Origin of the sequence: Hyphomonas sp. UBA3195 (assembly GCF_002366485.1) — a bacterium.
Lineage (GTDB): Bacteria > Pseudomonadota > Alphaproteobacteria > Caulobacterales > Hyphomonadaceae > Hyphomonas.
In genome coordinates, this window is the sequence record NZ_DEXB01000003.1 from 129,124 (window position 1) to 141,810 (window position 12,687).

The window sequence follows — 12,687 nt, forward strand, 5'->3', positions numbered from 1 at the left end:
CATTAGGCAAAAATGGATGCGTTCAAGTGCACGGCGTTGTTCACAGCTTCCCGTACGCGCCAGATATCGAACGGCTTTGGTACCACCCCATCCCGATTCTCATACCCGTCTTCCTCCAACCGTTCGGGGTGCGCCGTAATGAAAATAGTCGGCACCCTATAGCCGAGTGTTTCGCGAATCTTGTGAACAACTGTCCAGCCACAGACGTCGTTACCCAAATCTATATCCGAGAGGATTAATCCAATGCCCCGCTTTTCTGCAAAGGTCATGGCTTCGTCGCGCGTATAAGCAATTCCAGCGACCCAATGACCAGTTTGCTCCACCAGCACGGACAGCAGCTCCGCCATATAGGGCTCATCCTCAATGATCAGGACGCCGGTACGTGAGGCAGCTGCAACAACTGACTCAACACGGGCGATAATGTGGGTAACCTCCGCAACATCCAAACCGGTGATCCGCGCCAAATCTTCTGTCCCAAATCCGCCGATTATGGACAATAACAGCACTCGCCGGTCCACGACCTCCAATCCATGTAGAATGGGATGGACACGGTCATTCACCGAATGGGCTTGGGCGACCTGATGCAGCCTGTGGTCAAGTTGACGAAACAGGCATGCCCGATCGACGCCCGTTGCGCCTGCAGCTTGGACTGATCCGATCAAGTCTCCCAAAACATCGCAGACTACCTGGTCGCCAGCATCAATCGATCCCAGCAACAATTGCGCATAGGATCTCAAGGATTTGAGTTCTGAAGAAACGATATCCGAAAACATCTTAGCCCCTTGGTCCCTTGCCTCAATCAAGAGAATAATTCAGCCGTGTACTCAAAGCATTGTACCACAGAAATTCTCCCACTGCGGGAAAACCGATGATCTAAACTCAATTGAAACAAGTTTCCATCCAAATCAGCAGCTCATCTATTTACCGAGTTAGGGGACACACGATGGGGATACACGTACCAATTTGTCAGATCAGTTATGGCGATCGCCCACCCTGTAATCTTTCTGAAGAGATCAGTACTGCTGAACCAAAGGCGATTTCCGGGTATTTGCACAGGCACAGCTGTGAGCGCCATATTGCGTTGGTTACATTCTGATTGAGAATGTCTCTATGTCGGGCAGCTTCCGCATGAATTCGCCTGCGGCAGAGCACGGGCAATCACACAATCCGTCTGCATACGGACTGCAAGACGGAAACACAAACACGGATCTGATCCATGCCAAGCGCAGTTCCCAACACCTCATCAGCCACTAGAAAACCTGGTCGCGCCACCAGCCGCCTCGGCATGTTGGCTGGAAGCCTAGGTGTCGCAATCGTCATTTTCGTCGTTGCGGTCGCGATGATCGAGTTGACGCGCGGCGCTGGGCGTGTGGCCGCCGTCTGGCCAGCGAACGCAATCCTGATCGTCTTGCTTCTGAAGAACCCGCGCAGGAACTGGATTCCCCTGCTCACGGCAATGATGGCCGCGCTGGTGCTCGCAAATATCTATTCAGGAGACCCGGTTCTCCGGGCGTTCATTCTGGCTCTGGCGAACGTAGCAGAAGTCTGCTGCGTCGCCTTTATTTTCATGTACCAGCGCAAAATACGGTTCATCAGCCTGGCGGGAATTTCTACTTTGATCATGGGTGGATTCGTTGGCAGCCTCTTGTCATCGCTTATGGCTGCAACAGGATTGTTCACGAGTGGAGAGACCCTCGTGCTCTCTGAAGCCCTCGTATGGTTCTCAGCAGACTTTCTGGGCATAGTTCTGTTCACTCCGATAATCTGGTCTTTGGCGGATCGCTCGAAAAAATTCGTCAGCACGTCGCCTGACCTTCAGTATATTCTCAAGCTGGGGCTATTGTGTGCGACGACCTTCTTCGTTTTCGCCCAGAGCGACTATCCATTCCTCTTCCTCGTACCCCCCGCGCTCGTATTCCTCGCCTTTGGGGGAGGCGTAAAAGCGGCCGCCATGGGGCTACTCACGATCACGGCAATCGCTTTGCCGTTCACGTTGGCTGGCACTGGCCCTATGCACTTGATGTCAGCCGAATTCACTTCCAAGATTTTGGCACTTCAACTATTCTTGGCGACAAACTCCATTCTCGGGCTCGCTGTCGGAGCAGCCTCTTCGGATCGCCGTCGACTGATCAATCATATCAGACGGTCTCGAGAACGCTTGTCGAGCAAGTCACGCGAGCAACAGGAGATGCTGACAAAGGCCCACTTGGCCGAACGTATGGCGGGCGTAGGTCACTGGACTCTGAACCCATCCACTCAGGAAGTGGACTGGTCGCCGGAAGTTTATGCAATTCACGGCGTCACGAAAGAAGAGTTCAACCCGATGTATGGCGACGCGATCATGTTCTACGCTGAAGAAGACCGCGATCGTGTGCGGGCTCTGGTTGAGCGCGCTGTCAACAATGCCGAAGGCTGGGAATTTCAAGCCACGATTGTTCGAAAGTCGGATGGCAAGAGGCGGCGCGTGCGCTCTATCGGAGATTTTCTTGTGGACAAGACCGGAAAGGTCGAGCGAGTGTTCGGCGTATTCAAGGATGTCACAGACGAGCAGGTTGTACTTGAAGCACTTGCGAATAGCGAATCCAAGTACCGGACCCTCGCGGAGAACTCTACAGACATCATTGTAAAGTTCGGTTTGGATGGAATAATCACCTATGCGTCGCCCGCATGCGAGATTTTGGGTGTTTCGCCAGAAGATGCAATTGGCTTGTCAACATTGGACTTCGCGATTCCGGAAGACCGCGGACGTGCGGCAGAAATCACCCAATCACTTTTCCAGAATGACGCCGTTGATCCATCTGTGCAAAGAGAATTTCGAGTGAAGAACAAGCACGGTAACGTGATCTGGCTGGAGGGAAATCCGAAGCTCATTCAGGGTGAGGATGGTCGCCCCCGCGAGGTAATATCGACCTTCCGGGACATCACGGATCGCAAGGAAAGGGAGCAGGCCTTGGCCGAGGCCCGCGCTGAAGCCGAAGCTGCTGGCAAGGCAAAAGCGGAGTTCCTCTCGAATATGAGCCACGAAATTCGTACGCCCCTGAATGGTATTCTTGGCTTCACGCAATTGTTGGAGCAGACGGATCTGAGTGAAGAGCAAAGGCTGTTCACTACCCGCGCGATGAAAGCCGGGCGCCTATTGAAAGATATAGTCAACGATATTCTGGATTACTCCAAGATCGAGGCAGAAAGCATCCAGTTGGAAGAGCGTGCTGTCGACATTGCTCAACTTGTTCAGGACACGATCGACCTCGTTCACGCAGGAAGGGATTCTCGGTCGGTGCCATTGACCTCCGTCGTGGAGAGCAAAGGCGCCCTCATTGACGAAGTCCGGCTGAAACAGATACTGACCAATCTGATCGGAAATGCCGCAAAATTCACAACCGAAGGATCAGTCCGAGTCAGCGCCTCCCAGGAGGGAGACTTGCTAAAATTTGAAGTGGCAGATACGGGGCCTGGTATCCCCGATGACAAACTGGAAAGCGTCTTTGAGGGGTTCAAGCAGGCTGACAATAGCGTCACTCGAAAGTTTGGCGGCACAGGCCTGGGGCTTTCCATAAGTCGATCTCTTGCCCGGCTAATGGGGGGAGAATTGCACCTGGAAAGCAAACTTGGACAGGGTACGGTTGCGAAACTGGTATTGCCGTTCAAACCTGCGGAAGTGCCGATGTCCGACTTCCGCTCGACTGCCAAAACCCCACAACTCGGAAAGCTCAAGATCATGGCCGTTGACGATGTCGCCATGAACTTGGAACTGATTGAATTGGGGCTCGGAAAGTTCGGTCATTCGGTCCGGGGCTTTCTGTCGGCGCCTGCTGCCCTCTCGTCCCTTCGCAAGGGCGACACGTATGATATCATCCTGATGGATGTCCAGATGCCGGAATTCGATGGCATTGCTGCGACACGCGCGATTCGGGCTCTGTCTGCGCCAGCCAGTCAAATTCCGATTGTGGCACTGACCGCAAATGTCCTGCCCGAACAGATCGCCGAGTGCATGAAAGCTGGCATGACGGATCATGCCCCCAAGCCGATTGATATCGTTCAACTAAATGCGCTTGTTTCAGCCCTCACCACACAGCAGACTGGTCAGGTCGATTCCACCCATGAGCAACAACCTGCCAGCGATCCGATGGAGCAACTGAAGCTCAAATATCGGGACTACCTCACCACAGTACCTGCAGAGTTTGCGGCCATCCTGGACAAAGAGGACCGCAAAGTGGTGCTGGAAGAGATCCGTCAATTGTCTCACTCTATTGCCGGCAGCGCCGGTAGCTTTGGTTACACAGAAGTCTCCACCGCCGCATTTTCTCTGGAATCAGTCGCGCGGGACATGAGCGAGAGCGGCAAACTCACAGTAGAACTGGCTGAAAGCTTGAGCGAATTTATTCGGGTCACAGAGCAACTTGTCGCCTGACCTGGGCCTACGGCGCGTGACGATTTCCTGTGAAGTGCTTGGCTCTGGTGGTCCGGCCTTGGTGTTGAAATCCAGCAGCGATTTTGACCTTGCCACCATGTCATAGGCCGGCGTTACGGGCAAACTCGGCGGGAGATTGCCCATTGTGAGCCATGTGAGGTCGGCTCTCATTGTAGTCGCGCCGCCACGCCTCGATCAGCCGCTTTGCCTCGGCCAGGGAGGCGAACCAGTTGATGTTCAGGCACTCGTCCCGGAGCGATCCATTGAAGGACTCGATGTGTGCATTATCCGTCGGGGTGCCGGGGCGTGAGAAGTCCATTTTTACCTTGTTATGATACGCCCACAGATCAACAATATGACCGGTGAACTCGGCGCCATTGTCGGCCTACTCATTCCGCCTTCTAACAACATGATCATATATTCAGCCGCCAGCAGGATCGGCGTGTCGATCGGAGATTTGTTCCTCGCTGGCATCTTGCCCGGCGTGATGACCGCAGCCTTGCTTATGTTCGTCGCCTGGCGCGTCGCTGTCCTGCGTGGCTATGCCAGCGGTGCCTTTACTGGCTGGCGCAGCTTTACGCGCGCGCTCCTGTTCGCCATCCCCGGCCTGATGACCGCGATCATCATCATCGGCGGCATTCTGTCAGGTATCTTCACCGCCACGGAATCTTCTGCCATTGCGGTCATCTACACGATCGCGATCGGAGCACTGGTCTACCAAACGCTGGGATGGAAGCGCTTTTCTGAAGCCGCCATGCAATCGGTAAAGATCACGGCGATGGTGCTGCTTATCATTGGTGCAGCGACTGCATTCGGCTACGCGCTCGCCATCCTTGAAGCACCGGCGAAGCTGGCTGACATGATTACGTCCGCCACCAGCAATCCGATACTTGTCCTTCTTATCGTGAATGTCATCCTGCTTGTGCTCGGCACATTCATGGACATGTCACCTCTCATCATCATCTCAACTCCGATCTTGTTGCCGGTAGTCATGGAAGTGGGCGTCGATCCAGTTCACTTTGGCATTGTCATGATGCTGAATTTAGGGATCGGGCTTGTGACGCCGCCAGTGGGATCGGTGCTGTTTGTTGGGTCTGCGGTCGGAAAAGTTCCGGTGGAACAGGCTGTGAAGACGATCTGGCCTTTCTATGGCGCGCTTCTGCTCGCGCTCGTGATCATTACATTCGTGCCCGCGCTGTCTCTCACACTACCGAACCTGTTTTGATTGACGCCAACCTGCGCCTCCATCTCCTCATTCTTGGCTTGGGCCTTTCGCTGACGACATGCGCGATGGGCCGATCATCTGCTGTTCCTAAATAAGTATCTGGACTGACCTCGTTCACCACTGGGACCGCGCGCACGACATTTTCAATCCACCCGGTTAACCAACCTCTCGAACACTCGCTCTGGCCACCAATTCGGTTGCAAGCATTTCGTGTATCCCCGTAACAGCGTGGCCTCTGAGAATGTCACACATAAGAGTCATGGCTACTTCTCCTATTTTTTCCGCAGGCTGCATCACAGTGGTCAGGGGCGGCGTACAGTATTTTCCGAATTCGATGTTGTCGAAGCCGGAGATCGACAGGTCGTTCGGCAGGTTGAAACCAAGATCATGCGCCGCGCGGATTGCGCCAATCGCGATCTCATCACTCATACAGAATAACGCCGACACATTCGTTTTGCGTGACAATAGGCGCATGGCCGAATTCTCCCCGCCTGCCATCGAGTAGGGCCCATATGCCACCATGGTCTCGTCGAGCGGTAGTTCCCGGGCAGCCAACGCATCGCGAATACCCGTCAGCCGCTCTTGCGTTACCAGCCGGTCTTTCAGGCCTGCCAACACCCCGATCTGGCGATGCCCAGACGCAAGAAGGTGCTCCGCCATCATTGCCGCCGCGCTGCGATCATCGATACCGACCGTCGGATAGCGACCGCGCGGATCAGCGCTGATCGCCTGCACAAAGGGAATCGCGCAGTGTTCACCCTCATGATGCAACTGGTCGAGCGGCCGCTCGCCCAGCTGGATCACGCCATCGGCGCGATAGGTTTCCACCATCTCCACACCAACGGACTCGATGGCTGCATCGTCTCCGGTGTCAGACACGATCAAATTGAACTTGTTTTCTACCGCGACACGCTCAATGCCCGAGACAACTCTCGCGAACAGGACGTTTGCAATGTCCGGGACCATGACAAGCACTGTATTGGTCCGCTCCTCACGGAACAGTTGAGCCAATGAGCTCGGCTTGTATTTGAGTTCTTCAGCGGCGGCCAGGACGCGTTCGAGCGTCGTCGTGGACAGTTTGCTCGGATCTGAAAATGCCCGCGACACTGTCGCGGGGGAGACAGCAGCCAGTTTCGCGACATCCCTGATCTGAGCCATTGAAATTCTCCTACGAGCCATTTCGACTTTCTAGGCTCCGCGTCGGGGCAACTCACCCGAATGATGGAACGATCTGGTCATCAAACACCATGACCGCTTGCAATGAAACCGGTTGTATTGAATGTTCTCATGGTCAGGCACGCAGAGAATGTTGGCGACCAAGGCCCATTTGGCTGCAAGAAGGAATTCGGTGCACCGTCGCCCGCCCGGGCGAACCGCGCGCACGAACTAGGAGTCGGGGACCGTGAGTCTACATCCGATTGATATGGCCGTGATCGCGGCATACATCGGCTTGACGCTATTTATCGGCTTCTGGATTTCCACCCGGGCCAATAAGGGTATGCGGAGCTACTTTCTGGGTGGCAATCGGTTGCCTTGGTATGCGCTGGGCCTGTCGAACGCCTCTGGTATGTTCGATGTGGCTGGTACGATGTGGCTGGTATCCATCCTGTTTGTGTATGGTCTGAAAAGCGTCTGGATCCCATGGCTCTGGCCCGTCTTCAACCAAGTATTTCTGATGGTCTTCCTCTCCATCTGGTTGCGCCGGTCGGGCGCGATGACCGGGGCAGAGTGGATTACCTTCCGATTTGGCGATGGCCCAGCCGCGCGGTTAAGCCATTTGAGTGTCGTGTTATTCGCGTTGATCCTGGTGCTCGCCTACATGGCCTACGGCTTCCTCGGCATCGGCAAGCTCGCGGTCCAGTTCATCCCGCTAGACCTGGCGGGCCTTCTTCAGCTCGACGTTTTCCTGCCGACCGCGCTGAAGGCGCCCAATCTCGCCGGTGACCTTCTGGCCCAGAGAGAAGCCGCAATGATCTCACTCAATGAGAAGGTTTTCGGCGTTATCCTGATCTTTCTTACGTCGCTCTATGTCATCAAGGGCGGCATGTATTCGGTAGTATTTACCGAAGTCATACAATTCCTCGTCATCACGGTTGCCAGTGTCGGTATTGCTGTGATCGCCATGATGCATGTGGCGCCGGATACGCTGGCTGCGGCAGTCCCCGAAGGGTGGGACAATCCCTTTTTTGGATGGAGGCTTGGTCTCGATTGGTCCAATCTGCTGCCCTCTGCAGATACCAAGATAGCGAGTGAGGGCTACTCGCTGTTTTCAATATTCTTCATGCTTGTCTTGCTGAAGGGAATCTTCACATCACTTGCCGGGCCGGCCCCAAACTATGATATGCAGCGCATCCTTTCCGCCCGCACTCCGATCGAAGCCGCCAAGATGAGCGCGCTGGTCAGTATTGTGCTGAATGTCCCACGTTATTTGCTGATCACCGGTCTGACGATTCTCGCTCTGGTCTATTTCAGCCCATATTTGCGGGACATGGGCACAGATGCGGACTTTGAGGCCGTACTGCCATTTGCACTACGTGAATTCATTCCAGTCGGGCTGCTCGGCCTCACCCTCGCCGGATTGCTGGCTGCCTTCATGTCCAGCTTCGCCGCCCCCCTTAACGCCGCCCCCGCATATGTCGTAAATGACATCTATCGCAAATACATTAAGCCGAATGCGTCTGAGAAGACGTATCTCAGGATCAGCTACCTCGTGTCCACGGTCTTCGTGATCATCGGCACGCTCATCGGAGTGTTCCTGACCAGCATCGACAATGTCATCAACTGGATCACGGCAGGGCTTTATGGCGGATACACAGCCGCCAATGTCGTGAAATGGTACTGGTGGCGCATGAATGGTTACGGTTACTTCTGGGGTATGCTGACGGGTATCGTGTTTGCGCTGGGATTAGGCATGCCACAGGTGGACTTCAATCCGTTGCAGGCTTTCCCATTCTTCTTCGTAGCGTGTCTTATCGCCGTGGTGATCGGATCTCTGGCTACCAGGCCGACCGATATGGAAACATTGCAGCGATTCTACTTGAAGACGCGCCCATGGGGCCTTTGGGGACCTGTCGCCGACTCACTCGCGGCCGCCGGTCGAACTGTCTCCCCCAATACGAACTTGAAGCGTGACTTGATTAACGTAGCCGTGGGCATTGTCTGGCAGACTGCCCTGGTCTGCGTCCCTATTTTCCTTGTGATTCAAGACTGGCCCAAAATGCTTGCAGCTCTTTCAGTTGTGCTCATCACCAGCGTATTCCTGAAGCTTAGCTGGTATGACCAGATGAGAGATTACCCGGAAGACTACTCTCCCGACGAGCAACGAACACATAAATCCGATGTCGGACTTAATTTGTGACTGACTGGTCTACTTCCACGCTTGCTCTGTCCGATTGGCCGAAGGCGCAAACGCCACGCCTGCAGTCCGAGAAAACAGAGGCCCTGATTGAGCGAATTCTGGAGTGGCTGACACCCGCGCAAAAGGTAGGGCAAATCATTCAGGCCGATATTGCATCAGTGACGCCTGAGGACGTCGCCGCTTATCATCTCGGTTCAGTGCTGAATGGCGGCAATTCTGCACCAAACGGAAATCAACGTGCCAGTCTCGCCGATTGGCTGGAACTCGCCGATGCATTTTGGGCGGCATCCATGCGTGCAGATGGCCCCCGCATTCCGATACTGTGGGGCACCGACGCTGTTCACGGCCACAACAATCTGATCGGGGCAACAATCTTCCCACATAATATCGGACTGGGTGCCACGCGGGATGCAGAACTGGTGGAACGCATAGGCGCCGCCACCGCACGTGAAGTACGTGCATCAGGTATGGATTGGGCATTCTCTCCGACCGTCGCCGTCGCACGCGACAGCCGGTGGGGCCGAGCCTATGAGTCCTATTCGGAATCTCCCCAATTAGTCGCTGAGCTAAGCGCCGCCCTGGTCCGAGGCCTACAAGGCATTTCGGGCAACGAGAACTTCCTCGGTGACGCCAAGATACTCGCCTGCGCGAAACATTTCATTGGTGATGGTGGCACTCAGGGGGGGCGGGACCAGGGCGAAACGATCGTCTCAGAAGCCGAATTGCGCGAGGTCCACGCCGCCGGCTACTACGCCACTCTGGAATCTGGAGTGCAGACTGTGATGGCCTCGTTTTCAAGTTGGGGCGGTCTTAAAATGCACGGACACAAAGCCTTTCTCACCGACCTTCTAAAAGCCCATTGGGGCTTCGATGGTGTGGTTGTGGGAGACTGGGACGGGCACGGGCAAATAGAGGGCGCCACCCCAACCGATTGCCCGGATGCTTTGATGGCGGGCCTCGATATGTATATGGCCCCCGACAGCTGGAAGGGCCTGCATGCGTCCCTATTGCGCCACCTTGAGTCCGGACGAATTACCCAGGAGCGTCTGGACGATGCGGTCCGCCGGGTTCTCAGGCTAAAAATGCGTGCAGGCCTGTGTGCTCAACCCACTCCCAGCGAGCGGCCCCTAGCTGTGAGAGGAAATAATGTTGGGTGCACGGCACATACGGAACTTGCTGCTGTCGCCGTCCAGAAATCTGCCGTTTTGCTGAAGAATGCGAACAATGTTTTGCCTTTGCAGTCGAACCAAAGAATCCTGGTGACGGGTCCCGCTGCGGATGATCTCGGCATGATGTGCGGAGGATGGTCGCTTTCCTGGCAGGGCGGACATCTCAATCCGGCCGACTATCCGCATGCCGAAACCTTTCTGGCGGGAATTCGACGGGTGGGCAAAGAGCATGGCGGGACAATTATCTATTCACCCGACGGGCGCATTAAAGACTCTCCGGACATTGCCATTCACGTGTTTGGAGAGCTCCCCTATGCCGAGTTTCGCGGAGACCTGTCGACGCTCGATTTTCAGCCCCGAGACAAGAAAGTTGCCGACACGCTCAAACGGTTGCGCAAGGCAGGCATCCCCACCATCTGCATCTTCCTCTCTGGGCGACCGCTTTGGGTCAATCCATCATTGAATGCGTCCGACGCCTTCATCGCAGCATTTCTTCCCGGCACTCAGGCAGGCGCACTCGCTGATGTGCTGTTCGCAACGAATGGTCTCGACTTCTCCGGCAAACTATCTTTTTCCTGGCCTCAATATGCGGATCAATACGCGCTCAATATGGGTGCGGAGCCCTATGATCCCCTGTTTCCGTTCGGGTTCGGACTATCCATGAAGGACTGTGGGAACCTGCGGATACTGCATGAAGACGGTGTCGTCACCCAGCCCGACCATGGCACAATTTTTGAATTAGGCCGAACCGCAGGAAGTTGGACGGTGCACCTTGAGAATAGTGAAGTTGGGAAACCTTGGCATGGCGGCGAATCCATCTCTGCTGCGGGAGCGCTAGTGCTCAAGTCAGCTGATTTGGGACAACAAGAAAACGCAATCGAGATGGTTTGGAAGCGCGCTCCCTTTGGGTCTGTCCGTTTCTCGCACGATGAACTGGACCTGACCCGGGAGGTCAATGCTGGCTTCTGTCTCACCTTGACTTTCAACATCTCTCAGCAGGATGCAGGCAGCATTGTTTTGGCTGTTCAGACCGGAACCGGTCGAAATGAGATAGGCAACTTATCCAGGTTCGAAAGGGACATCGGAGACGGAGGAACGTCGACTTTTCAGATTCCACTCCGAGCAATATCCGAATCAGGTTCGGACATGTCATCCATTGAGAGTATAGAATTTTCGGCTCACAGACCGGCGCGAGGCGTCTTGTCCCATTTGGCCATAGTGATGCCCGGCGGCTGAGGGATTCTTATCCTTCTTCCGAAAGTGGTGTATCTTTTTGGCGGAACACAAATTTCATCAATCGTGAATCCGAACCGGACAGGTCGTCCCGATCACCCAGGAATTTGCCGAAGCTCTCCAATCCATTCACATTGTCGGACACGACTTTTGCCATTAGCAGGATCGGCGTCGACAACAACATTCCCATGAATGACCAAACCCAAGCCCACAGTGCAAATGAAATGAATACAACGACCGCATTCAGCTTGAGGCGGCGCCCCACCAGCACCGGCGTTAAAAACTGTCCTTCTATGGTGTTTATCAGCCAATAAAGCAGTGCAGGCAGTAGCGCCTGGAGAGTGTTGTCAAAGGTCACCAAACCGGTCACGAGTGAAACTGTGATTCCTCCGATGGAGCCAATATACGGAATATAGTTGAGCAGGAATGCGCCCAACCCGAACAGCAGCGGATTGGGCATCCCGATCGCCCACATAACCGAACCAATGACCATGCCGAGCACTGCATTGATCGCTGTAATGGTGAAAAGATAAGTTGAAAGCTGGTTTTCTATAGTGCGCGCAGCTGCCAACGCTCGTCGCTTGTCCTTGAGCTTGGGCATGACCTGCACGAGCTTTTCGTAAAACATGTCACCCGATGCAATCAGGAAAAAGCTCAACGTCAACGTCACGATCAATTGGCTGACCACAGCCGGCGTGGCTTGGGTCATTACACTGACGAAACCTGGCTCTCGTATCGCGACTGTCTGCTGTTTACCCTGGCTTGTAAGCGCATCAATCTGGTCGCCAGCCTTCAATACAGGCTCAATTGTACCAAAAAGACCACTTAATTCGCGGCGAACTTCAGCAGCGAACGTAGGAGCGTCACTCATATACTGCTGTAGGGCCTCAGATATGAAGTAGAATAGGACTCCGAACACAACGAGAAGACTGACCATGATTATGCCGGCCGCAGCGCCCGCCGGAATTCCGATCCGGCCAAGTGCGCGCCTCACAGGACTGAAAGTCAGCGCAAGAACAAATGCGGAGATAATTGGAACAAATACACCTTGGGCAAGACTCAGCGTCCCAAGCACGAGGATCCAGAATATTCCGGTGATGGCCCAGTTGCGCACCACATCTCGTTTGTTGTCTGGAGCATCCGGGGAAGCCATGTATTCTTGCACAGCCTATACCTCCTCCCGGTGACGCCTTAATTAACCTACGCCGGTGCGGGAAAATAGTTCCATTGCGGTCTTTATAGAAAGAAAGCACAAAAAGGGCGCTGCAATTGCAACGCCCTTTTCAAAAAG

At 54.7% G+C, this 12,687-nt stretch carries 6 protein-coding genes and 2 pseudogenes; 4 read left to right on the forward strand and 4 right to left on the reverse strand.

Annotation, left to right across the window (positions count from 1 at the left end; genetic code table 11):
* Window positions 1-2: 2 nt before the first annotated feature.
* Window positions 3-773, reverse strand: a complete 771-nt coding sequence (locus tag B2344_RS01795) for a response regulator (RefSeq protein WP_290484549.1) — start codon at window positions 771-773, stop codon at window positions 3-5.
* Window positions 774-1,285: 512 nt separating this feature from the next.
* Between B2344_RS01795 and B2344_RS01800 the strand changes: the two genes are divergently transcribed.
* The gene (locus B2344_RS01800) at window positions 1,286-4,411 is read left to right on the forward strand and encodes a PAS domain S-box protein (RefSeq protein WP_290484550.1); all 3,126 of its coding nucleotides are present in this window, start codon (window positions 1,286-1,288) and stop codon (window positions 4,409-4,411) included.
* 100 nt (window positions 4,412-4,511) lie between these two features.
* On the opposite strand, the pseudogene B2344_RS01805 reads toward B2344_RS01800, so the two are convergent.
* A pseudogene (locus B2344_RS01805) lies at window positions 4,512-4,793 on the reverse strand (integrase core domain-containing protein); the annotation flags it as partial.
* Here B2344_RS01805 and B2344_RS01810 point away from each other — a divergent pair.
* A pseudogene (locus B2344_RS01810) lies at window positions 4,785-5,636 on the forward strand (TRAP transporter large permease); the annotation flags it as partial. The pseudogenes B2344_RS01805 and B2344_RS01810 sit on opposite strands and share 9 nt — an antisense overlap.
* 156 nt (window positions 5,637-5,792) lie before the next feature.
* On the opposite strand, the gene B2344_RS01815 reads toward B2344_RS01810, so the two are convergent.
* The gene (locus B2344_RS01815) at window positions 5,793-6,794 is read right to left on the reverse strand and encodes a LacI family DNA-binding transcriptional regulator (RefSeq protein ID WP_290484551.1); all 1,002 of its coding nucleotides are present in this window, start codon (window positions 6,792-6,794) and stop codon (window positions 5,793-5,795) included.
* Between the two features lie 244 nt (window positions 6,795-7,038).
* Here B2344_RS01815 and B2344_RS01820 point away from each other — a divergent pair, with 244 nt between their 5' ends.
* Both B2344_RS01820 and B2344_RS01825 read left to right on the forward strand, forming a co-directional pair.
* Window positions 7,039-8,994, forward strand: a complete 1,956-nt coding sequence (locus B2344_RS01820) for a sodium:solute symporter family protein (RefSeq protein WP_290484552.1) — start codon at window positions 7,039-7,041, stop codon at window positions 8,992-8,994.
* Window positions 8,991-11,399: a glycoside hydrolase family 3 protein gene (locus B2344_RS01825; protein ID WP_290484553.1), complete on the forward strand. Its 2,409-nt coding sequence runs from the start codon at window positions 8,991-8,993 to the stop codon at window positions 11,397-11,399. The genes B2344_RS01820 and B2344_RS01825 overlap by 4 nt, the downstream gene beginning before the upstream one ends.
* A gap of 7 nt (window positions 11,400-11,406) precedes the next feature.
* On the opposite strand, the gene B2344_RS01830 is transcribed toward B2344_RS01825, so the two are convergent.
* On the reverse strand, window positions 11,407-12,561 hold the full coding sequence (locus B2344_RS01830) for an AI-2E family transporter (RefSeq protein WP_290484554.1): 1,155 nt from the start codon (window positions 12,559-12,561) through the stop codon (window positions 11,407-11,409).
* Window positions 12,562-12,687: the final 126 nt, after the last annotated feature.